We start from the raw sequence: 23,931 nt of genomic DNA on the forward strand, positions 1-23,931 counted from the left end.
GTACGCCGCCCCCCGCGGGTTGGACCGTCACCCGCAGCCCCACTGGCAAGCGGCGCCGGCCCCGCCCCGCCCCCCCCCCCCCGGCCCCGTCCACCGCTTCGCCCGTCTGCGGCGGCGAGGCGAATGGCGCCGCGCGGCGCCGCCCGGGACACTGGTGCGGTGCGCATTCCCGTTCCCCGGACCGAAACGTGACCCCCGAACTGGCCGAACTGGCCGCCGCCCACGGAGTCGCGACCCGCTACGAAAACGCCGACCACGTCGAAGTGCCGGTCGACCCCGACGTGGTGATCGCCGTATTGGCGCAGCTGGACGTCGATGCCGGTACTCCACAAGCGATTCAGCGAGAATTGGCCGCGGTGCGGGAAGCCCGTGCCTCGCGAGCGTTGCCGCCGACGGTGGTCGTGCGCGCCGGGCAAGAACGCGAACTCGGCCAAGCCGCCGCCGTCGAACTCGAAGACGGCACTTTCCGTGACGTCGGCGCCACACTTCCGGCGGACCTTCCGCTGGGCTGGCACCAGATCGTCACGGACAGCCAGCGGGCAACCCTGGCGGTCGTGCCGGACCGGCTTCCCGCGGTGCCGCCCGCCTGGGGGTGGATGCTGCAGCTCTACGCCCTGCATTCCGGGCAGTCGTGGGGAATGGGCGATTTCGGCGACCTCGCCGAAATGGCGTCCCGGTCGGCCGCCGAACTGGGCGCGGGCGTGCTGCTCGTCAACCCGGTGCAGGCGATCAGCCCGGCCCATCCGGTCGAACGGTCGCCGTATTCGCCCTCCAGCCGCCGGTTCGCGAATCCGCTGTACCTGCGGGTGACCGACATCGAAGCGTTCGCCCGCGCCGACGAAGAAACCCAGCGGCGGGTGCGAGCGCTCGCGCCGGATCCGGTCGGCGAGCTGATCGACTACGACGCCGTGTGGACCGCTAAACGCGCCGCGCTGGAATTGCTGCGGCCGCACCATCCCGACCCGATCGAGCTGGACGACGACCTTCGCGATTTCGCCGCGTTCGGCGCGCTCGCCGAGCTGCACGGCAACGACTGGCGCGAGTGGCCGGAGCCGCTGCGCGATCCCGGCAGCGCCGAGGTGGCCGCCGCGCGCGAGGAACTGGCCGAGCGGATCGAGTTCCACGGCTGGCTCCAGCAGCTCTGTCACGAACAGCTCGACAACGTCCGCCGCATCGCGCGGGAAGCGGGGATGCCGGTGGGCGTCGTGCACGATCTGCCGGTCGGGGTCCATCCCGGCGGCGCGGACACCTGGGCGCTGCGGAACGTGTTCGCCGCGCGGGTGCGGGTCGGCGCGCCGCCGGACGCGTTCAACCAGCAGGGCCAGGACTGGAATCTGCCGCCGTGGCGGCCGGACCGGCTCGCCGAAGCCGGGTACGCGCCGTTCCGCGACGTCGTGCGCGGAGTGCTGCGGCACGCGGACGGCATCCGGGTGGACCACATCGCCGGGATGTGGCGGCTGTGGTGGATTCCGCCGGGCGAACCGGCTGGTCGCGGCACGTACGTGCACTACGACGCCGAAGCGATGCTCGGCGTGCTCGCGCTGGAAGCGCATCGCGCGGGCGCGGTCGTGGTGGGGGAGGACCTCGGCACGGTCGAGGACACCGTCACCGAGACCATGCACGAACGCGGCGTGCTCAGCTCCGCGGTGCTGTGGTTCCAGCGCGACTGGGACGCGCCCGGCAAGCCGTTCGTCCGCCCGGACAGCTGGGACCCGGACGCGATGGCCAGCATTTCGACGCACGACCTGCCGACGGTGTCCGGCTGGCTCGGCGCCGAGCACGTGCGGGTCCGCGCGGACCTCGGCCAGCTCGACCGTCCCGTAGAGCAGGAGTACGCCGAAGCGGCGGCCGAGCGGACAGCTCTGCTCGAAGTGGTTGCCAGCGAAGGAATTCCGGACGACGACTTGGTGGTCGCCCTGCACACGCTGCTCGCCTCGGCGGCGTCGCGGCTCGTGCTCACCGCACCGGCGGACGTCGTCGGCGAACGGCGCCAGCCGAATCTGCCGGGCACGGTGGATGAGTACCCTAACTGGCGCATCCCCCTTCCCGTCACCGTCGACGGGTTCTTCGCCGACCCGCGGGTGCGGGCCGCGGTCGCCCCGCTCGCGGCGGCCCGCCCGCTGCGCTGAAACCTTCGAAAACCCCGTCCGGACAACGAAAACCGATGCCCAAGGAGAAGCCCTGTGCGGCCCTGGCCCGGAAAGCCCTACCCGCTCGGCGCCACTTATGACGGCGTGGGGACGAACTTCGCGCTGTTCTCCGAGGTCGCCGAGCACGTCGATCTCTGCCTGTTCGACGAGGAGGGCAAGGAAACCCGCTCGCGGCTGGAGGAGGTCGACGGCTTCGTCCACCACGGCTACCTGCTCGGCGTCGGCCCCGGGCAGCGCTACGGATTCCGCGTGCACGGACCGCACGACCCCATTCGCGGCCAGCGCTGCAACCCCAGCAAGCTGCTGATCGACCCGTACGCCAAGGCGTTGTCCCGCGGCGTCGACTGGTCCGAAACGCTGTTCAGCTACCGCTTCGACGACCCGGACCAGTTCAACGAGGACGATTCGGCGGGACACGTGCCGTATTCGCTCGTGGTGAGCCCGTTCTTCGACTGGGCCAACGACCGCTCGCCGGGGGTGCCCTACCACGAAACGGTCATTTACGAGACGCACGTGCGCGGCATGACGATGACGCACCCGTTCGTCCCTGAGCGGCTGCGCGGCACGTACGCCGGGCTGGCGCACCCGGCGGTGGTCGAGCACCTGCAGAAACTCGGCGTCACCACGGTGGAGCTGATGCCGGTGCACCAGTTCGTCACCGACCACGGCCTCGACGAGAAAGGCCTGCGCAACTACTGGGGTTACAACACCATCGGGTATTTCGCGCCGCACGACGGGTACGCCGCGATGCAGGGCCACGGCGGGCAGGTGCAGGAGTTCAAGGGCATGGTCCGCGCCCTGCACGAGGCCGGCATCGAGGTGATCCTCGACGTGGTCTACAACCACACCGCCGAGGGCAACCACCTCGGGCCGACGCTGTCCATGCGCGGCATCGACAACGAGGCGTACTACCGCCTGGTCGAGGACGATCCGCAGTACTACATGGACTACACCGGCACCGGGAACTCGCTCAACGTGCGCAGCCCGCACACGCTGCAGCTGATCATGGATTCGCTGCGGTACTGGGTGACCGAGATGCACGTGGACGGCTTCCGGTTCGACCTCGCTTCCGCGCTGGCCCGCGAGTTCTACGACGTCGACCGGCTGTCGACGTTCTTCGACCTCGTGCAGCAGGACCCGATCGTGAGCCAGGTGAAGCTGATCGCCGAACCGTGGGACGTCGGCCCCGGCGGCTACCAGGTCGGCAACTTCCCGCCGCTGTGGACCGAGTGGAACGGGCAGTACCGCGACACCGTCCGCGATTTCTGGCGCGGCGAACCGTCGACGCTGGGCGAGTTCGCCTCGCGGATCACCGGTTCGTCGGATCTGTACCAGGACGACGGCCGCCGCCCGTTCGCGTCGATCAACTTCGTCACCGCGCACGACGGCTTCACGCTCGCCGATCTGGTGTCCTACAACGAAAAGCACAACGAGGCGAACGGCGAGGACAACCGCGACGGCGCGGACGACAACCGGTCGTGGAACTGCGGCGTCGAGGGCCCGACCGACGACGAGGAGGTGCTCGCGCTGCGCGCCCGGCAGCGGCGGAACCTGCTCGCCACGCTGCTGCTGTCGCAAGGCGTGCCGATGCTGCTGCACGGCGACGAGCTCGGCCGGACCCAGCAGGGCAACAACAACGCCTACTGCCAGGACACCGAACTGTCCTGGATGGACTGGGAACTCGCGACCGAGAACGCCGATCTGGTCGAGTTCACCGCCGCGCTCACCGCGTTCCGCAAGGCGCATCCGGTGTTCCGCCGCCGCCGGTTCTTCCAGGGCAAGCCGGTGCGCAAGGGACAGGAGCTGGGCGACATCGCCTGGTTCACCCCGGCGGGCGAGGAGATGACCGAGCAGAACTGGGACGACGCGTTCGGCAAATCGGTGGTGATTTTCCTGAACGGGGAAGGGATTCCGGACCTCGACCCGCGCGGGATGCCGGTGTCCGACGATTCCTTCCTGCTCGCGTTCAACGCGCACTGGGAGGACATCGCGATGACCCTGCCCGGCAACGGCTACGGCCGCGAGTGGACAGTCGTGGTCGACACCGAGACCGGCAGTGTGGGGAAAACGGACGTCGAACCGGTCGAAGGCGGCGGCAAGTTCACGCTCGCCGCTCGCTCGCTGGTGGTATTGCAGCGCACCGCGAAGGAGGGCGAATGAGCACGCCGTCCTCGACGTACCGGGTGCAGTTGCGGCCGGAGTTCGGCTTCGCCGACGCCGCCGGGATCGTGGATTACCTGCACGAGCTGGGCGTCGGCGCGTTGTACGGCTCGCCGATGCTCGACGCGGCACCGGGGTCCACGCACGGTTACGACGTCACCGATCCGACGCGCGCCCGGGGCGAACTGGGCGGCGAAGAAGCGCGAAAGGCGCTCGCGGCGCGGCTGAAAGAAGCCGGGCTCGGGTTCGTCGTCGACATCGTGCCGAACCACATGTCCGTCGAAGTGCCGAAGGCGAACCAGTGGTGGTGGGACGTGCTGCGGAACGGTCAGGATTCGCCGTACGCGCCGTTTTTCGACATCGACTGGAGCCGCGGCCGCGTCTTGCTCCCGGTGCTGGGCGACGACAATGCGGTTGCCGAGCTGACCGTCGAAGGGGACGAACTCGTCTACTACGACCACCGGTTCCCGATCGCGCCCGGCACCGGCGACGGCTCGCCGCGAGAGGTGCACGCGCGCCAGCATTACGAGCTGGCCGGCTGGCGGCGCGGCAACCATGAGCTGAACTACCGGCGGTTCTTCGACATCACGAACCTCGCCGCGGTCACCGTGGAACGGCCGGAGGTGTTCGCCGAGACGCACGGCGAGGTGCTGCGCTGGGTGTCTGACGGCGACGTCACGGGCCTGCGCGTGGACCATCCGGACGGGCTCGCCGATCCTGGCGGGTATTTCCGGCGGCTCCGCGAGGGCGCGCCGGGGGCGTGGCTGGTGGCGGAGAAGATCCTGCACCCTGGCGAGGCGCTGCCGCAGAGCTGGCCGGTCGACGGAACCACCGGGTACGACGCGCTGCGCGAGATCACCGGCGTGTTCGTGGACCCGGCCGCCGCTCCGGTGTTCACCCGGCTCGCTGCCGAGCAAGGCGTGCGCACCGACTATCACGCGGTCGAGGAACGAGCGCGGCGCTTGGTGACCGACGGGATCCTGGTCGCCGAGGTGCACCGGATCGCCGCGCTGCTCCAAGGCGTGGACGCCGAAGCGGCCCGCGCCGCCGTCGCCGAGGTGATGATCGCGTTCCCGGTCTACCGCTCGTATCTCCCCGAGGGCGCCGAAAACTGGGCGGCCGCCGTCGCCCGGGCGCGCGAGCGGCGGCCGGAACTGGCCCCGGCGCTCGACGCGCTGGACAGCCAGGTGCGCGGCGCGCCGGACGGGGAGCTGGCGACGCGGATCCAGCAGACGTCCGGCATGGTCGTCGCGAAGGGCACCGAGGACACGACGTTCTACCGGTTCACCCGGTTCGCGGCGCTGAACGAGGTCGGCGGCAACCCGGACCGATTCGGCTTGAGCCTCGGGGAATTCCACACGCTGGCCGAGGGGCGGGCGGCGGCTGCCCCGGCCACGATGACCACGCTGACGACTCACGACACGAAACGCTCCGAGGACACTCGCGCCCGGATGGCCGCGCTGTCGGAGGTCGCGGACGAGTTCGCCGTCGCGGTCCGCCGCTGGACCGCCGCGCGCGGGATCGACGAGCCCGCGCTGAATCTCCTGGCGTGGCAGACGCTCGTGGGCGCGTGGCCGATCTCGCCGGAGCGGTTGCGCGACTACCTCGACAAGGCCGCGAAGGAAGCGAAACTCCGCACCTCCTGGACCGACCACGACGAGGAGTTCGAACGCGCTGTCGCCGAGTGGCCGTCCGCGGTGCTGGGCGACGCGGAGCTGGCGGCGGATGTCGAGGCGTTCGTCAACCGGGTGCGCGGCGCGGGCTGGGCGAATTCGCTGGGGCAGAAACTGGTGCAGCTGGCCGGACCCGGCGTGCCGGACGTCTACCAGGGCACCGAGCTGTGGGACTACTCGCTGGTGGACCCGGACAACCGCCGAGAGGTCGACTACGGCGTCCGGCGCTCCCTGCTCGAACGCGTCCAGGCCGGCGAACAGCCGGAGATCGACGAGACCGGCGCGGCGAAACTCCTGGTGGTGCACCACGCGCTGACTCTGCGCCGGGACCGGCCGGAACTCTTCACCGGATACCGGCCATTGCATGCCGAAGGCGTTGCGGCGCAACACCTTCTGGCTTTCGAACGCGGCGCTGACCTGACCGTGGCAGTCACCCGGCTGCCGCTGGGACTGGACCGTGCGGGCGGCTGGCGCGACACCGTTCTGCCGCTGCGCGCCGGAGAATGGACCGATGTGCTGACCGGTCGCGGGGTAGGGGACGCACCGCCGGCGTCCGCGCTGTTCGAGCAGTACCCGGTCGCGCTTCTGGTGCGGGAGGACTCCTGATGTTCACCGTGTGGGCCCCGTCCGCCGAACGCGTCCGCGTCCGGGTCGACGGCACCGACCACGAGATGACCGCCGCGGCCGACGGCTGGTGGCAGGCCGACGTCACCGGCACGGACTACGCCTTCCTGCTCGGCGACGACGACCGTCCGCTGCCGGACCCGCGTTCGCTGCGCCAACCGAGCGGCGTGCACGAAGCGTCGCGCGTCTACGACCATTCCGCCTTTGAATGGACCGACCAGTCGTGGACCGGACGGCAGCTGCCCGGCGGGGTGGTCTACGAACTGCACGTCGGCACGTTCACCGAGGCAGGCACGTTCGACGCGGTCATCGAACGGCTCGGGCACCTGGTCGACCTCGGCGTCACGCACGTCGAACTGCTGCCGGTGAACTCCTTCGACGGCACCGCGGGCTGGGGTTACGACGGCGTGCTGTGGGGCGCGGCGCACGAACCGTACGGCGGCCCCGACGGGCTGAAACGCCTGGTCGACGCCTGCCACGCGCGCGGCCTCGCGGTGCTGCTCGACGTCGTCTACAACCACCTCGGCCCGTCCGGCGCCTATCTCGACCGGTTCGGCCCGTACTTCGCCGGCCGCACGGACTGGGGCGCTGGGCTGAACCTCGACGGTCCCGGTTCCGACGAAGTCCGCCGCTACGTCCTCGACAACGCGCTGGGCTGGCTGCGCGACTTCCACCTCGACGGCCTGCGCCTGGACGCTGTGCACGCACTGGTCGACAAGCGCGCCGTGCATCTGCTGGAAGAACTCGCCACCGAGGTCGAGGCGCTGTCCGCGGCCCTGAACCGCCCGCTGACGCTGATCGCCGAATCCGACCAGAACGACCCGAAGCTCGTCACCGCCCGTGACGCGGGCGGCTACGGCCTGCACGCGCAGTGGTCCGACGACCTGCACCACGCGCTGCACGTCCGGCTGACCGGCGAAACCACCGGCTACTACACCGATTTCGCCGCACCCGGGGCGCTGGCCAAGACCTTGCGGGAGGCGTTCTTCCACGCCGGCACCTGGTCGTCGTTCCGCTCCCGCACGCACGGCCGCCCGCTCGACCGGCGGGTCGCCTCCGGCCACCGGTTCCTGGCCTACCTGCAGGACCACGACCAGATCGGCAACCGCGCGACCGGCGACCGGCTGTCCGCGACCGTTTCGCCCGGCCTGCTGGCCTGCGGCGCCGCGGTGGTGTTCTGCTCGCCGTTCACGCCGATGCTGTTCATGGGCGAGGAATGGGCCGCGGAGACGCCGTGGCAGTTCTTCGCGTCGTTCCCGGACCCGGAACTGGCCGAGGCCGTCCGCACCGGCCGCCGCCGCGAGTTCGCCCAGCACGGCTGGGGAGAAGCGGAGGTCCCGGACCCGATGGACCCGGCCACCGTCGCCCGGTCGCGCCTCGACTGGACCGAACCGGGCAAACCCGGCCACCGGGAGATCCTGGGCCTGTACCGGACGCTGATCCGGCTCCGCCGCGAACGCCCGGAGCTGACCGACCCCCGGCTGGACCGGGTCGTCGTGGAGAGCGCGCCGGACGACGCGTGGCTGGTCCTGCACCGGGGCGGGCTGCGGCTGGCGTGCAACTTCGGAGCGAAGCCGGCGGAGCTTCCGGTGGCGGGGGAGGTGCTGGCCTCGTGGGGGAATCCCGAGGTCGGCGGCGAGGCGACGGTGTTGCCCGCGGAGTCGTTCGTGCTGGTCGCCGCTCGCTGAGACCGGGCGGGGCCCTCCTCGTCACTCCTCGAACTGCCGAGCCCGGGCCCAGTGCTTCTCGAACTCGGCCGCGCTGATCTCGTCGGCCGCGGTCTCTGGGGCGAAGAGGTCCGCGACCGGCGGGTTGAGCGCCCAGTCGTCGGGGGTGCTGCGTACGGCGGGCCTGCTCGCGGGCAGTTCGACCTGGCGGATCCTGCGCCCGTCGGCCCTGGCCTCGACCAGCCAGTCGTCGTCCTCCTCGCCGCTTTGGCGGAGGTGCACGACGTCGCGGCCGGACAGCGCGCCGAAACCCGGACGTCCGCGCCGCCCATCCCGTAGTCGTGCGTGACGAGGAAGGTGTGCTTGGGCGCGGCGTCGCTGGTCACGAAGAGCGAGCGCAGCCGAGCTGTTGGGGCGCAACCACTTCCGTCAACGGGCCGAGCCGCAACCGTTCGGGGTGTGGACGCTGTCCTCTTCGGAACCAGCTTCCAGCAGGTCAAGCCCACCGGAAAGCGTTTCGCGAGGGCCTTCGCGCTGAGGCTGACAGTCCATAACGGGCTGATCGCGCAGCACCAGCCTCTCCGTCGAGACAGCCTGCGGGGCACGCCCGGCCCGACCTCGGCTTGCCGCGCCGTCCGCCCAGGTCACCACCCCTGCTTACGGCAAGTTCAGCCAAGCGCCGGAGCCCGCCGCCGCCGCGGGTTTGACAGGATCGGCGCATGGCACAGCGACCCGCATCCGACAACCAGGTCCTCGCCGGACGTCCGTTCCCGCTCGGCGCCCACCCGGAGGCGGGCGGCGTCCGGTTCGCGGTGACGTCCGCCGTCGCCGACGCGGTGGAGGTGTGCCTCGTCGGCGACGACGGCTCCGAGCGGCGGATCGAACTGACTGAACGCACGTTCGGCGTCTGGCACGGCCTCGTCCCCGGCGTCACGGTCGGCCAGCGCTACGGCTATCGCGTGCACGGCCCGTACGACCCGGCGCACGGCTACCGGTGCAATCCGGCCAAGCTCCTGGTCGACCCGTACGCGCGCCGGATCGACGGGAAGCTCGCCAGCCTGTACGCCGCGCAGGGCTTCACCGGCGACCCGGAACGCGGTCCGATGTCCACTGTGGACTCCCTGGGCAGCGTGCCGCTGTCGGTCGTCGCCGCGCCGGGCGGGCAGGACACCGGGATCAAGCCCGAGGTGCCGTTCGAGGAGTCGGTGATCTGCGAACTGCACGTGAAGGGGTTCACCCAGCAGCATCCGTTCATCCCGGAGGCGCTGCGCGGCACGTATCTCGGCCTGGCGCACCCGGTGGCGATCGAGCACCTGACCCGGCTCGGCGTCACGACGGTCGAACTGCTGCCGGTGCACGCGTTCGCCGACGAGCCCGCGCTGATCCGCTCGGGGCGGCACAACTACTGGGGCTACTCGCCGCTGGGCTACTTCGCGCCGCACGCCGGGTACGCGAGCGAGCCGGGCCGCGAGATCGAGGAATTCCGCACGATGGTGGCGGCGCTGCACGCGGCGGGCATCGAGGTGCTGCTCGACGTCGTGTTCAACCACACCTGCGAAGGCGGCCCGGACGGTCCGACGCTCTCGCTGCGCGGCCTCGACGCCCCGGCGTACTACCTGCACACCCGCCGCGGGCACATGGCCGACCTCACCGGCTGCGGCAACACCCTCGACGCCGGTTCGCCGACGGTCGTCCGGCTGGTCACCGATTCGCTGCGGTACTGGACGCAGGAGATGGGCGTCGACGGGTTCCGCTTCGACCTGGCGAGCACGCTCGGCCGCCCGCGCGGCGAGATGTTCGACCGCGAGTCGACGATGCTCACCGCGATCACCACCGACCCGGTGCTGTCGCGCTGCAAGCTGATCGCCGAACCGTGGGACGCGACCGGCGAGGGCTACCGCGTCGGCGACTTCGGCGCGCAGTGGGCCGAATGGAACGGCCGCTACCGCGACACGGTCCGCGACTTCTGGCGCGGCGCGACCGGCGTGCGCGACCTCGCCTACCGGCTGTCCGGCTCGTCGGATCTGTACGACCACAACCTGCGCCGGCCGTGGCAGTCGGTCAACTTCGTCACCGCGCACGACGGCTTCACCCTGCGGGACCTGGTGTCCTACAACGAAAAGCACAACGAGGCCAACGGCGAGGACAACCGCGACGGCACGAACGACAACCGGTCGTGGAACCACGGCGCGGAGGGCGAGACCGACGACGCGGCGATCGTCGCGCTGCGCACCCGCCAGGCCCGCAACCTGTTCGCGACGCTGCTGCTGTCCACCGGCACGCCGATGTTCACCGCGGGCGACGAGATGTGGCGGACCCAGCACGGCAACAACAACGCCTACTGCCTCGACGACGAAACGTCGTGGGTCGACTGGACGCCGACCGAGGCGTCCGAGCCGATGCTCGCGTTCGCCCGCCGGGTCGTCCGGTTGCGCGCGCACAGCCCGGCGCTGCGGCAGCCGGAGTTCTTCGAGGGCCGCACGACCGTCACCGGCAAGCCCGACCTCGTGTGGTTCCGCCCGGACGGCGAGGAGTTCGACGAGATCGACTGGTTCGACGAGGACCGCCGCACGCTCTGCATGTGGATCGACGGATCGAACAGCCAGGCGCGCAACCGCGAGGGCGCGCTCGTCACCGACCACTCGTGGCTGCTGGTGCTGCACGCGGGAGCGGAACCGGTCGAGATCGTGCTGCCCGGCCCGGAGTACGGCGAGACTTTCAAGCCCACTTTGGACACCAGCACCGCCGACGGCACTCCGGCCCATCCCGGGGTCCTCGAACCGAAGGCGCGGATCACCGTCGAGGCGCGGTCCCTGCTGTTGCTGCGCGCGCCCCGCGACACGGTGGAAACCCCGCAGCTGTAGGAAGCGGACGCCCGGCGGGTTTCCGCGCCGGTACTCGCGGGTAATCACCGGAACGCGCCGCCGATTGTTAACGCAATTCGGCGGGCGTGTTGCGGGCAGGAGACGGGAATGCGTCCGCGAGTTCCGCCGAATGGGCGCGTTTCGCCCGACCGGGTGGCGGGAATTTCCGAAAAAGGCCCCGCTGTCAACGGCTTTGGAGGAATCAGGCACACTGACCGTGCTCGCGGAAGCACACTCCGACCACCTCCCACCCACCGTGAAAAAGGGGCATTGCCATGACCGGCAGGCTCGGGATCGACGACGTCGCCCCCATTGTCAGCTGCGGCCGATATCCGGCCAAAGCCGTTGCAGGCGAACATTTCCCCGTCACCGCCACGGTCTGGCGGGAGGGCCACGACGCGGTCGCCGCGACGGTCGCCTGGCGCGGTCCCGGCGACCGGGCCGCGCGCCAGACGCGGATGGCCGAGCAAGGCCGGGGGCTCGACCGGTTCGGCGCGGTGATCGTTCCCGACGCCGAGGGCATGTGGACCTATCGGGTGGACGCGTGGAGCGATCCGTGGGCCACCTGGGAGCACGCGGTCGAGGTGAAGATCGCCGCCGGGCAGGGTCCCGGCGAGCTGGCCAACGACCTGGAGACCGGTGCGCTGCTGCTCGACCGGGTCTCCCGCCGCCCGGAACGCCGGGCCGAGCGCCCGCTGCTCGCCGGGGCCGCGGCCGCGCTGCGCGACGCGGAGCGCGATCTCGCCGAGCGCGTCGGGCCCGCGCTCTCGCCCGAGGTCCGTCAGCTGATGCACGATTTCCCGGTGCGGGAGCTGATCACCAAGGGCCGCGTGCTGAAGCTGTGGGTCGACCGCAAACGCGCCGCTTTCGGTTCCTGGTACGAATTCTTCCCCCGCTCCACCGGCGGGGTCGACGCGCAGGGCCGCGCGGTGCACGGCACCTTCGCCACCGCCGAGCGCGAGCTGGACCGCGTCGCGGGCATGGGTTTCGACGTCGTGTACCTGCCGCCGGTGCACCCCATCGGCCGGGTGAACCGCAAGGGCCCCAACAACACTCTCGACGCGACGCCGGACGACGTCGGCTCGCCGTGGGCGATCGGCGCGGACGAGGGCGGGCACGACGCGATCCACCCGGAGCTGGGCACGATCGAGGATTTCGACTCCTTCGTCGCGCGCGCGGAGGAACTCGGCCTCGAGGTCGCGCTCGACCTCGCGCTGCAGGCCGCGCCGGACCATCCGTGGGTGGTCAAGTACCCGGAGTTCTTCACCACCCGCCCGGACGGCACGATCGCGTACGCGGAGAACCCGCCGAAGAAGTACCAGGACATCTACCCGGTCAACTTCGACAACGACCCGCGCGGGATCTACGACGAGGTGCTGCGGGTCGTGCTGCACTGGGTGTCGCACGGGGTGCGGATCTTCCGGGTCGACAACCCGCACACCAAGCCGCCGGACTTCTGGGCGTGGCTGATCCAGTCGGTGAAGGACGCGCATCCGGACGTGCTGTTCCTCGCCGAGGCGTTCACCCGCCCGGCCCGGCTGTGGGGGCTGGCGAAGCTCGGCTTCACCCAGAGCTACACCTATTTCACCTGGCGCACCACGAAAGAAGAGCTGACCGAGTTCGGCGCGGACCTCGTCGCGCACTGGGACCACGGCAGGCCGAACCTGTTCGTGAACACCCCGGACATCCTGCACGAATCGCTGCAGCACGGCGGTCCCGGCATGTTCGCGCTGCGCGCCGCGCTGGCCGCGACGATGTCGCCGACCTGGGGCGTCTACTCCGGCTACGAGCTGTTCGAATCCGAGGCGGTGCGGCCGGGCAGCGAGGAGTACCTCGACTCCGAGAAGTACCAGCTGCGCCCGCGCGATTTCGGCCGCGCTCTCGCCGAGGGCCGCTCGCTCGAACCGTGGCTGACCCGGCTCAACGCCATCCGCCGCGCGCACCCCGCGCTGCAGGGCATGCGGTCGCTGCGCTTCCACCACATCGACAGCGACGCGCTGCTCGCGTACTCCAAACAGGACCCGGCGACCGGCGACACGGTCGTCGCGGTCGTGAACCTCGATCCGCACGACGCGCGGGAGGGCACGCTCTGGCTCGACCTGCCCGCGCTGGGTTTCGACTGGTCCGAACGGCTCATCGCGCACGACGAGGTGACCGGCGAAACGTGGGACTGGGGCCAGGCGAACTTCGTCCGGCTCGAACCGTGGCGGGCGGTAGCGCACATCGTGGCGCTGCGCCGCAGGCTCGCGGCGTGACGCCGCGGCGACTGCGGCAAGCGTGGTTATCCCGGAGCCGATCGGGTTAACCCCTACTCAGCACAGGCGACTCACGACAAGGTGGAACGGATGGACGAGGAGAGCCGGCCCGGCGCCGCGGCGGGACTGGCGGACGTGCCGCACACCGGGGAGGCGGTGACCGCCGACGGCCTGCTGGTGGAGCCGCAGGCGGACGACTTCGCGCACGCCCACGCGGCGCCGAAGGACCCGGCATGGTTCAAGAGCGCGGTGTTCTACGAGGTGCTGGTGCGCGCGTTCGCCGACTCGAACGGCGACGGCACCGGCGACCTGCGCGGGCTGGCGGGCAAGCTGGACTACCTCGAATGGCTCGGGGTGGACTGCCTGTGGCTGCCGCCGTTCTACGCCTCGCCGCTGCGCGACGGCGGCTACGACATCAGCGATTTCCGGGCCGTGCTGCCGGAATTCGGCAGCGTCGACGATTTCGTGTACCTGCTCGACGAGGCGCACCGGCGCGGCATCCGGGTGATCACCGACCTGGTGCTCAACCACACCTCGGACGCGCATCCGTGGTTCCACCAGTCGCGCACGGACCCGGACGGTCCCTACGGCGACTACTACGTGTGGAGCGACGACGACTCCCGCTACGCCGACGCGCGGATCATCTTCGTCGACACCGAAACGTCGAACTGGACCTACGACCCGGTGCGCGGCCAGTTCTACTGGCACCGGTTCTTCTCCCACCAGCCCGACCTCAACTACGAGAACCCGGCCGTGCAGGACGCGATGATCGACGTGCTGCGGTTCTGGCTCGACATCGGCATCGACGGGTTCCGCCTCGACGCCGTGCCGTACCTGTTCGAACAGGAAGGCACCAACTGCGAGAACCTGCCGCGCACGCACGATTTCCTCAAGCGCTGCCGCAAAGTGGTCGACGACGAGTACCCGGGCCGGATCCTGCTGGCCGAGGCGAACCAGTGGCCGACCGACGTGGTCGAGTACTTCGGCGACGCGGAGTCCGGCGGCGACGAATGCCACATGGCGTTCCATTTCCCGCTGATGCCGCGGATCTTCATGGCGGTGCGCCGGGAGTCGCGGTTCCCGATCTCGGAGATCCTGCTGCAGACGCCGCAGATCCCGTCCGGCACCCAGTGGGGCATCTTCCTGCGCAACCACGACGAGCTGACGCTCGAGATGGTCAGCGACGAAGAGCGCGACTACATGTACTCCGAATACGCCAAAGACCCGCGGATGAAAGCCAACATCGGCATCCGCCGCCGGCTGGCTCCGCTGCTGGACAACGACCGCAACCAGCAGGAGCTGTTCACCGCGCTGCTGCTGTCCCTGCCCGGGTCCCCGGTGCTCTACTACGGCGACGAGATCGGCATGGGCGACAACATCTGGCTCGGCGACCGCGACGCCGTCCGCACCCCCATGCAGTGGACGCCGGACCGCAACGCCGGGTTCTCCAGCTGCGACCCCGGCCGCATCTACCTGCCGGTGATCATGGACCCGGTGTACGGCCACCAGGCGCTGAACGTCGAGGCACAGGCCCACAACGCGGCGTCGCTGCTGAACTGGACGCGCCGGATGATCGAGGTGCGCAAGCAGCACCACGCGTTCGGCCAGGGCGATTTCGCCGACCTCGGCGGGTCGAACCCGAGCGTGCTCGCCTACCAGCGCCGGTGGCTGCGCCCGGACGGCCGCGAGGACGTCGTGCTGTGCGTCAACAACCTGTCCCGTTTCCCGCAGCCGGTGGAACTGGACCTGTCCGCGCACCAGGGCGCGACGCCGGTCGAGCTGACCGGCGGGGTGCGCTTCCCGGACATCGGCGAGCTGCCGTACCTGCTCACGCTGCCCGGTCACGGGTTCTACTGGTTCCAGCTGCTCGAGCCGGAAGAATGAGGTGAGTCCCCTGTCCGACCACGGTTCCCCGCCCGTCCTGTCCGAGGTGGCCGGCGCGCTGACCGCGCTGCTGCCGGACTGGCTGCCCGCGCAGCGCTGGTTCGCGGGCAAGGACCGTCCGGTCGACGAGGCCCGCCCGGCCGGCCTGACCGTGCTCGCCGGTCCGGACCCGCTGCTGGTGCACGCGGTCGTCGACGTGGTGCAGGGCGACCGCACCGAGCCCTACCAGCTGCTGATCGGCCGCCGGTCCGGGGTTCCCGAGGTGGCGTCGGCCGCGCTGCTCGGCGAACGGTTCTACGAGGCCAGCGGCGACGCGGACCTCACCTCCGGGCTGCTGGACCGGATGGCCGCGGGCGGGTCCGCCGGGACGCTGCATTTCTCGGCCGAGCCGGACGTGACGCTCGAACCCGGGCTGCGCTCGCGGCCGATCACCGCGGAGCAGAGCAACACTTCGCTGGTGTTCGGCGGGCAGTACATCCTCAAGCTGTTCCGCAAGCTCAGCCCGGGCCTGAACAAGGACCTGCTGCTGCACCGGGCGCTGCAGGACGCTGGGTCCAAGCACGTGGCGCGCGTGGTCGGCTCGATTTCCGGCGAACTGCACGGCGAACCCGCGACGATGGGGATGCTGCAGGAATTCCTGCCGGACGCGGTGGACGGCTGGGCGATGGCGACCACGAGCGTGCGGGACTTGCTGGCGGACCCGGACCAGCCCGCGGACGAGGCGGGCGGCGACTTCGCAGGGGAGTCCGAGCGGCTCGGCGCCGCAGTGGCCGAGGTGCACGCGGATCTCGCGACCGCGCTCGGCACCGAGCCCGCGGGCCGCGACGAGCTGGACCTCACGGTGCGCGCGATGACCCAGCGCCTCGACCAGGTGTCCGAAATGGTTCCGGAGCTGGCCGTGTACGCGCCCGCGCTGCGCGAAGTGTTCGAAGCGGTGTGCGCGCACGAAGCGCCGATCTCGTTGCAGTACATCCACGGCGATCTGCACCTGGGCCAAGTGCTGCGTACCGTCAGCGGATGGCTGTTGCTGGACTTCGAAGGCGAACCGGCCGCCCCGGTCGCGGAACGGCACGCGCTGCGTTCGCCGCTGCGCGACGTGGCGGGCATGCTCCGGTCGTTCGACTACGCGGCGCACCAGCGGCTCGTCGGGCAGCCCGAGAACGCGGACGTGACCCGGCACGCGATGGAATGGGCCCGGCGCAACCGCGCCGCGTTCTGCACCGGGTACGCCCGCGCGGGCGGCCCGGTCGGCGACCCGCGGGACCACGCGGACCTGCTGCGCGCCTTTGAACTGGACAAAGCGGTGTACGAGGTCGCCTACGAGCACGCGAACCGGCCGGACTGGCTGAGCGTGCCCCTGGCGGCGATCGCCCGCAGCACCAACGGAAGCGAGTGACCCCCGTGAACGCTGTCCCCGCGGATCTGCCCTCGGCGGCGCCGTCTCCGCTCGACATCGACCGGCTGCTGGCAGGCGAGCACCACGACCCGCATGCGGTGCTCGGCGTGCACACCGACGGCAGCGACATCGTCGTGCGCGCGCTGCGTCCAGGCGCGACGTCGGTGTCCGTCGTCGCCGGAGAGCGCCGCGTCCCGCTGGAACGCGTGGCGGACGCGCTGTTCGCCGCGGTGCTGCCGGAACATCCGGGCGACTACCGGATCGAAGTCGGCTACGACGACCGCACTGTCGTCACCGACGACCCGTACCGCTGGCTGCCGACGGTGGGGGAGCTGGACCAGCACCTCATCGGCGAGGGACGGCACGAACGGCTGTGGGACGTCCTGGGCGCGCACGTGCGCCGGTACGACACCCCGAACGGCGTCGTCGAAGGCGTGTCCTTCGCGGTGTGGGCGCCGACCGCGCGCGGCGTGCGGGTGATCGGCGACTTCAACGCGTGGGAGGGCCGCGGCCATCCGATGCGCTCGCTCGGGTCGTCCGGCGTGTGGGAGCTGTTCGTGCCCGGCGTTTCCGCCGGCAGCTGCTACAAATTCCGCATCCTCGGCGCGGACGGGCACTGGCACGAGAAGGCCGACCCGATGGCGTTCGCCACCGAGGTGCCGCCCGCGACCGCGTCGAAGGTGACCGAGTCCGACTACACCTGGGGCGACAGCGAATGGGTCGCCCGGCGCGAGGCGACCGACTGGGCGGACGCGCCGATGAGCGTGTACGAGGTGCACCTCGGCTCGTGGCGGCCCGGGCTCGGCTACCGCGAACTGGCCGACCAGCTCGCCGACTACGTCGAGGAAACCGGCTTCACGCACGTCGAATTCCTGCCGGTGGCCGAGCATCCGTTCGGCGGCTCGTGGGGCTACCAGGTCACCTCGTACTACGCGCCGACCTCGCGCTTCGGCTCGCCGGACGACTTCCGCTACCTGGTCGACCACCTGCACCAGCGCGGCATCGGCGTGCTCGTGGACTGGGTGCCCGCGCATTTCCCGCGCGACATCTGGGCACTGGCGCGCTTCGACGGCAGCCCGCTGTACGAGCACGAGGACCCGCGCCGCGGCGAACAGCCGGACTGGGGCACGCTCGTGTTCAACTTCGGCCGCAACGAGGTGCGCAACTTCCTCGTCGCGAACGCGCTGTTCTGGCTGGAGGAGTTCCACCTCGACGGCCTGCGCGTCGACGCGGTCGCCTCGATGCTGTACCTCGACTACTCGCGCAAGGACGGGGAGTGGCTGCCGAACGAGTACGGCGGCCGGGAAAACCTCGACGCCGTGCGGTTCCTGCAGGAGCTGAACGCGACTGTCTACAAGCGACACCCGGGCGTGGTGATGGTGGCCGAGGAGTCCACCGCGTGGCCCGGCGTCACCCGCCCGACGCATCTGGGCGGACTGGGCTTCGGCTTCAAGTGGAACATGGGCTGGATGCACGACACGCTCCGCTACCTGCAGCACGAGCCGATCCACCGGGCCTACCACCACAACGAGATGACCTTCTCGCTCGTGTACGCGTGGAGCGAGAACTTCGTCCTGCCGCTGTCGCACGACGAAGTGGTGCACGGCAAGGGGTCGCTGTGGGAACGGATGCCGGGCGACGACTGGAACAAGGCCGCCGGGCTGCGCGCGCTGCTGGCGTTCATGTGGGCGCATCCGGGCAAGCAGCTGCTGTTCATGGGCGGCGAATTCGGCCAGCCGCGCGAATGGTCGGAGTCGCGGTCGCTGGACTGGCACCTGCTGGAAACGCCGCTGCACCGCGGCGTGCGCGACCTGATCAGGCAGCTGAACGCGGTCTACCGGGACACCGCGGCGCTGTTCAGCGGCGACGTCCGGCCCGAGGGCTTCCGCTGGATCGACGCGAACGATTCGGCCGGGAACGTGCTGAGCTTCCTGCGCCTGGGCGCGGACGGCTCGCGGCTGGCCTGCATCGCGAACTTCGCCGGGATCCCGCACCACGACTACCGGGTGGGGCTGCCGTCCGCCGGGCGCTGGACCGAGGTGCTGAACACGGACGCGGAGTCGTACGGCGGGTCCGGGGTCGGGAACCTGGGCGCGGTGGAGGCGACCGAGGAGCCGTGGCACGGGCAGCCCGCGTCGGCGGTGCTGCAGCTGCCGCCGAGCGGGGTGCTGTGGCTGCTGGAGGACCGTCCGTCCACTGAGGACTGACCCTTCGCGCCGCTCCCGCACGGACGGCGGCGGGTCGCGAGGGGTGTTGTGGAACCTGGGCGGCTAGTCGTTGTGGTCTTGGGCTAGGCGGCGTGCTGCTTCGGTTTCGATCGGGCCGCGGGGTTCGATGTGTTCACCGGCGAGGCGGGGCGGCCATGAGCCGGATCATGGCTTCGGCGGGGACGGGTTTTCGTTCGCAGTCGCGCGCCGCCGGAGCCCGGTCAGCACCTGCCGGGCCCCGGGCCGGTCCTGCGCCGACGTCACGGCCACCGCCAGCAGCAGCCCGAGCGTGGCGACCAGCAGGCGCCGCCCGCCTCTTGCCCGTCCGGCCATCCGGACTTGCCCGGAACTCCTCCTGGAAGCGCCTTCGCCTGCCCTCGGTCGGAAAATGACCCACGGAACGTCTTGCCGGTGAAGGCACTGGTGGGCATACTTTGTTGCCATCCACAACAAACCCGGGGTGGCGCCGCCAGGCCGCCCCTCGAGTGATTGAGGGATGACGATGACGTCCACGCACACCTCCTCCCGGTGGCGGCTGTTCGCGATCCCCGCGGCGCTCGCGCTCGCCGGCGCGGCCGCACTGACGCCCGCCGGGAACGCCGCTCCCGCCGCGGCACCGGCCGCCGGGTTCTCCGACGACTTCGACGGCCCCGCAGGTTCGCCCGCCGACGGAAGCAAGTGGAGCTACGAAACCGGCGACAACAACGGCAACAACCACGAACGGCAGTGGTACACCGCGGGCGCGGCGAACGGCGCGCTCGACGGCCAGGGCCACCTCGTGATCACCGCGAAGAAAGAGAACTCCGGCAACAACTGCTGGTACGGCGCCTGCCAGTACACCTCGGCGCGGCTCAACACCGCGGGCAAGTTCAGCCAGGCGTACGGGCACATGGAAGTGCGGATGAAACTGCCGCGCGGGCAAGGGATGTGGCCGGCGTTCTGGATGCTCGGCGGCGGGCAGTGGCCCGACGACGGCGAGATCGACGTGATGGAGAACATCGGCCGCGAGCCGAACACCGTGCACGGCACCATCCACGGCCCCGGCTATTCCGGAGCGGGCGGCATCGGCGCGGCGTTCGACGGCCCCAACTTTTCCGACGACTTCCACACCTACGCCGTCGACTGGTCGCCGGAGAAGATCGTCTGGCTGGTCGACGGGCAGGCCTACCAGACCCGCACGCCGGCGGACCTGAACGGCAAGAAATGGGTGTACGACCACCCCTTCTACCTGATCCTGAACCTCGCCGTGGGCGGCGACTGGCCGGGCGACCCGGACGGCAACACCCAGTTCCCGCAACAGCTGGTGGTCGACTACGTGCACGTGAGCTGACCACCCTCGCCGCCGGAGCCCCGGCGGCGCGGAGAAGGCGCGGTCTCCGCGGCCCCGTCCGGCTCGGCCCTTTCCGAGCCGGACGGGGTTTTTCCGTGCCGCTGATCCGGTACACAGCTTCTCCACGGATCACGGCAAGGAAAATCTCAGGTACCGGGTGTTTGCTGAGCTGGCGGAGGGTCACGAGACGCGGGAGCGAACATGGACGAGCAGGAGCGAGGCGCGCACGACCAGGGGCAGCCCGGCTACGGCCAGACCGGCGGGCAGCCGTATCCCTATCCCGCCGGAGCGGGGCAGCCGTACCCGCAGGGCTGGGGTCAGCAGCAGGCTTGGGGCACGCCGCCTCCCGGTGCGGCGTATGGCGCTCAGTCCGGCCAGCCGTACCCGGCCCAGCAGTTCGCCACGCCGTATCACCGCCCGCAGCGTTCGAGCCATCCGTTGCGGACAGCGGCCATCACAGTCGGCGCGATCGCGTTGTCGGTGGCAGTCGGGCTCGGGGTCGGGCACTTCGTGTGGACGCCGTCCGCGCCGCCCGGGGTGTCCGGGAACCAGAACTTCGGCTCGATCGGCAACCAGACCAGCCCGTCGAACACGGCGATCGACCCGCAGGCGATCGCGAAGAAGGTCAGCGCGGGCATCGTCAACATCAACACCGAACTGGGCTACCGGGGAGCGGCCGCGGCGGGCACCGGCATCGTGCTCACCGCCGACGGCGAGGTGCTCACGAACAACCACGTCGTCGAGGGCGCGACGAGCATCAAGGTCACCGACATCGGCAACGGCCAGACGTACACCGCCTCCGTGCTCGGCTACGACCGCAGCCATGACGTCGCGGTGCTGAAACTGGCCGGCGCGTCCGGGCTGGCGACGGAGACGCTCGGCGATTCGTCGTCGGTGAAGGTCGGCGACGCGGTCGTCGGGCTCGGCAACGCGGGCGGCGCCGGGGGAGCGCCGGTGCCGGCGGGCGGCCGGGTGACCGCGCTGAACCAGTCGATCACCGCGTCCGACGAATCGAACAACTCGTCCGAACAGCTGACGAACCTGATCCAGGTCGACGCGGACATCCAGTCCGGCGATTCCGGCGGCCCGCTCGTGAACGCGCAGGGCCAGGTCATCGGCGTGGACACCGCGGCGTCCGCCGGGTACCAGTTCAACGGCGGCGGGCGGCGCGGGCACGGCGGGCTCGGCAACGGCTTCCCCGGCAGCGGCTCCCAGGGAGACGGTTCTCAGGGCTCGAGCGGACACGAGGGCTACGCGATCCCGATCAACCAGGCGATCTCCATCGCGCACCAGATCGTCGGCGGCACCGGCTCCGACACTGTCCACATCGGAAAGAGCGCGTTCCTCGGCGTGACCGTCAGCGATGCCGGGCAGCAGCAGCAACAGCAGGGCGGAACCGGCTCGGGCGCCATGATCCAGCAGGTCGTCGCCGACGGAGCGGCCGCGAAAGCGGGCCTGACCGCCGGTGACGTGATCACCGCGGTGGACGGCAAAGCGGTCGACTCGCCCACTTCGCTGACCAATCTGATGGACCAGCACCACCCGGGTGACAAGCTGACTGTGACCGTCGTCGACCAGACCGGCCAGCAGCGGAACGTCACGGTCGTGCCCGCCGAAGGCCCGGTGGGCTGACCCGGTTGTCCGGACGGCTGAGCGTTCAGTCGTCCGGATACCGCGTGTCCAGCGAAACCTTCTCCCACGCCGCGAGATCGGCGAGCTGCTGCTCCAGCTTCGCCCGGATCCGGGTCACCGCCTCGGGCCCGAGCGGCAGGCGCAGCGGCGCGTCCGGTGCGTCGACCAGCTTGAGAATGGCCTCGGCCGCCTTCGCCGGGTCGTTCGGCTGCACGCCGTCCTGCTCGGAAAACCGTTGGCGCATCACGCCTGCCGGGGTGTCGCGGTAGTCGTCGATGGGCTCGGAGAACGTCATCGACCGTCCCGCGAAGTCCGTCCGGAACGGCCCCGGTTCCACCAGGCTCACCCGGATCCCCAGCGGCGCGACCTCCCCGGCGAGCGCCTCGGACATCCCTTCCAGCGCGAACTTCGACGTCGCGTACAACGCGTGCCCGGGATTCCCGACCACTCCGCCCACCGACGACAACTGCACGATGTGGCCGCTGCGCTGCGCCCGCAGATGCGGCAGCACCGCGCGAGTCACGTTCAGGACGCCGAACACGTTGGTCTCAAGTATCTGCCGCGCCTGCTCGTCGGTCAGTTCCTCAAGCGCGCCGACCAGTCCGTGCCCCGCGTTGTTGACCAGCACGTCGATCCGCCCGTACTCGGCGATCGCCGCGCTCACCGCTGTTTCCACCGATGCCGGATCCGTGACGTCCAGCCGAGCAGTGAACGTCTCCAACCCTTCGAGCGCATTCGTGTCGCGAGCAGTCGCCACGACTCTTTCCCCGCGTGCCAGCACGGTTTCCGCGAGCACACGGCCGAAGCCGCTGCTCGCTCCAGTAATGAACCAGACGCGTCCGGACATTGCGGACCTCCCCAGGAGCAGTTACCTTGATACTCAAATCAAACTACCTTGAGCATCGAGGGAGTGTCCAGGTGGACTCAGTGGGGGAGGGCCTCGCCTCGTGGCTGGCCGTGATGCCCGACGGCGTGGACGGCCCGGTCGAAGCGGCCCGGCAGCGGATCGGCCGCCTGTCGCGGCAGTTCGAGCAGGTGCTTCGCGGCGTCGCGGAGGAATACGGTTTCAGCACGGGGGACTGGCAGGCATTGTCGGCTTTGCACCGCTCCGGCCGCGCCGCCGTGCTGACGCCGAAGGAGCTGGGCGACCGCCTAGGCGTCACCTCCGGCACCGTGACCGTCCGGATCGACCGCCTGGAACAAGCGGGCCTGGTGGAACGCGTCGCCGCCTCTTCCGACGGCCGCAGCCGCCCGATCCGCCTGACCCGCAAAGGACGTGCCCGCTGGGCCGCCGCCACGAAGAAGCGCACTGAGCGAGAGCAGGCCCTGTTCACGTCCGTCCTGGCCGAGGACGACCTGGCTGAGCTGAATGCTCTCCTGTCCCGCCTGCTGACCCGCTTCGAAACCGAGTTCGGCCAGTCCTCCCCGCACGATGCCCTCCGCCCGGAGTGACTTCGCCGGTTTTTGTCGGTGGGCGGCGCTAGCGTGAGCGGCACCTGACTGGAGGGAAGATCCGATGACCACTCTCAAAGACCGGCCGAACACCGCACTGCTGGTCGTCGACGTGCAGAACGGCGTCGTCGCGGACGCGCACGAGCGGGACAGCGTCGTGGCGAACGTGGCCGCGCTGGTGGACAAAGCCCGGCAGGCCGGGGTCCCGGTCGTGTGGGTCCGGCACAACGACGAGGGCTTGCCGAAGGGCAGCACCGACTGGGAACTGGTCCCGGAACTGAAACCGGCTCCCAGTGAACCCGTGGTGGAAAAGTCCTACGGCGACTCCTTCGAGGACACCACCCTGGAGTCGGTTCTCGCCGAGCGGGGAGTGGGACGCCTGGTGGTCAGCGGAGCCGAAACGGACGCCTGCATCCGCTCCACCCTGCACGGCGCCTTCGCCCGGGGCTACGACGCGACCTTGGTGAGCGACGCCCACACGACAGGAGACCGCACCGCCTGGGGAGCGCCGCCGCCTGCGCAGGTCATCGCGCACACCAACCTGTACTGGAGCCACCAGTCCGCCCCAGGGCGGACCGCGGGCGCCGTCGCCACGAAGGAGGTTGCCTTCCCGTCCGGAGGCTGAGACCGTCGCTGG

15 protein-coding genes and 1 pseudogene are annotated in these 23,931 nt (G+C 70.5%); 13 read left to right on the top strand and 3 right to left on the bottom strand.

The features are described 5' to 3' along the window. Positions 1–188: 188 nt before the first annotated feature. From malQ to treZ, 4 genes are read left to right on the top strand one after another with little or no spacing between them, the layout of a single operon-like run. Positions 189–2,129: a 4-alpha-glucanotransferase gene (gene malQ, locus ACWGIC_RS26020; RefSeq protein ID WP_452078537.1), complete on the top strand. Its 1,941-nt coding sequence runs from the start codon at positions 189–191 to the stop codon at positions 2,127–2,129. A 54-nt stretch (positions 2,130–2,183) separates the two neighbouring features. Next, entirely contained in the window at positions 2,184–4,310 is a 2,127-nt protein-coding gene (gene glgX / locus ACWGIC_RS26025) for a glycogen debranching protein GlgX (protein ID WP_452078538.1), read from the top strand. Next, positions 4,307–6,589, top strand: a complete 2,283-nt coding sequence (gene treY, locus ACWGIC_RS26030) for a malto-oligosyltrehalose synthase (protein WP_452078539.1) — start codon at positions 4,307–4,309, stop codon at positions 6,587–6,589. Before glgX (ACWGIC_RS26025) ends, treY begins: the two co-directional genes overlap by 4 nt. Then, positions 6,586–8,295 (top strand): malto-oligosyltrehalose trehalohydrolase, encoded by a 1,710-nt coding sequence (gene treZ / locus ACWGIC_RS26035; protein ID WP_452078593.1) that lies wholly within the window; start codon positions 6,586–6,588, stop codon positions 8,293–8,295. Before treY ends, treZ begins: the two co-directional genes overlap by 4 nt. A 21-nt stretch (positions 8,296–8,316) precedes the next feature. Here the strand turns inward: treZ and ACWGIC_RS26040 are convergent, their stop codons facing one another. Continuing rightward, entirely contained in the window at positions 8,317–8,556 is a 240-nt protein-coding gene (locus ACWGIC_RS26040) for a hypothetical protein (RefSeq protein WP_452078540.1), read from the bottom strand. A 437-nt stretch (positions 8,557–8,993) separates the two neighbouring features. Here ACWGIC_RS26040 and glgX (ACWGIC_RS26045) point away from each other — a divergent pair, with 437 nt between their 5' ends. From glgX (ACWGIC_RS26045) to glgB, 5 genes are all read left to right on the top strand, one after another. Next, positions 8,994–11,138: a glycogen debranching protein GlgX gene (gene glgX, locus ACWGIC_RS26045; protein ID WP_452078541.1), complete on the top strand. Its 2,145-nt coding sequence runs from the start codon at positions 8,994–8,996 to the stop codon at positions 11,136–11,138. Positions 11,139–11,413: 275 nt separating this feature from the next. Beyond that, positions 11,414–13,393, top strand: coding sequence for an alpha-1,4-glucan--maltose-1-phosphate maltosyltransferase (locus ACWGIC_RS26050; RefSeq protein WP_452078542.1), 1,980 nt, complete (start codon positions 11,414–11,416; stop codon positions 13,391–13,393). A gap of 90 nt (positions 13,394–13,483) precedes the next feature. Then, a complete protein-coding gene (gene treS / locus ACWGIC_RS26055; RefSeq protein ID WP_452078543.1) occupies positions 13,484–15,277 on the top strand; it encodes a maltose alpha-D-glucosyltransferase in 1,794 nt (597 codons plus the stop codon). A gap of 1 nt (position 15,278) precedes the next feature. Next, positions 15,279–16,673, top strand: coding sequence for a maltokinase N-terminal cap-like domain-containing protein (locus tag ACWGIC_RS26060; protein WP_452078544.1), 1,395 nt, complete (start codon positions 15,279–15,281; stop codon positions 16,671–16,673). 5 nt (positions 16,674–16,678) lie between these two features. Beyond that, positions 16,679–18,880 (top strand): 1,4-alpha-glucan branching protein GlgB, encoded by a 2,202-nt coding sequence (gene glgB / locus ACWGIC_RS26065; RefSeq protein WP_452078545.1) that lies wholly within the window; start codon positions 16,679–16,681, stop codon positions 18,878–18,880. Between the two features lie 165 nt (positions 18,881–19,045). Here the strand turns inward: glgB and ACWGIC_RS26070 are convergent, their stop codons facing one another. Next, positions 19,046–19,213 carry a hypothetical protein gene (locus tag ACWGIC_RS26070; protein WP_452078546.1) on the bottom strand — a complete coding sequence of 56 codons (168 nt, stop codon included), beginning with the start codon at positions 19,211–19,213 and terminating at the stop codon, positions 19,046–19,048. 169 nt (positions 19,214–19,382) lie between these two features. Between ACWGIC_RS26070 and ACWGIC_RS26075 the strand changes: the two are divergent. Further along, positions 19,383–20,207: pseudogene (locus ACWGIC_RS26075) on the top strand (glycoside hydrolase family 16 protein); the annotation flags it as partial. Positions 20,208–20,411: 204 nt separating this feature from the next. Then, positions 20,412–21,842, top strand: coding sequence for a trypsin-like peptidase domain-containing protein (locus tag ACWGIC_RS26080; protein ID WP_452078547.1), 1,431 nt, complete (start codon positions 20,412–20,414; stop codon positions 21,840–21,842). A gap of 25 nt (positions 21,843–21,867) precedes the next feature. Here the strand turns inward: ACWGIC_RS26080 and ACWGIC_RS26085 are convergent, their stop codons facing one another. After that, positions 21,868–22,689 (bottom strand): oxidoreductase, encoded by an 822-nt coding sequence (locus ACWGIC_RS26085; RefSeq protein WP_452078548.1) that lies wholly within the window; start codon positions 22,687–22,689, stop codon positions 21,868–21,870. A 71-nt stretch (positions 22,690–22,760) separates the two neighbouring features. Between ACWGIC_RS26085 and ACWGIC_RS26090 the strand changes: the two genes are divergently transcribed. Further along, the gene (locus ACWGIC_RS26090) at positions 22,761–23,294 is read left to right on the top strand and encodes a MarR family winged helix-turn-helix transcriptional regulator (RefSeq protein ID WP_452078549.1); all 534 of its coding nucleotides are present in this window, start codon (positions 22,761–22,763) and stop codon (positions 23,292–23,294) included. 64 nt (positions 23,295–23,358) lie between these two features. Next, the gene (locus ACWGIC_RS26095; RefSeq protein ID WP_452078550.1) at positions 23,359–23,919 is read left to right on the top strand and encodes a cysteine hydrolase family protein; all 561 of its coding nucleotides are present in this window, start codon (positions 23,359–23,361) and stop codon (positions 23,917–23,919) included. Positions 23,920–23,931: the final 12 nt, after the last annotated feature.

The organism is Amycolatopsis sp. NPDC054798, assembly GCF_053611505.1.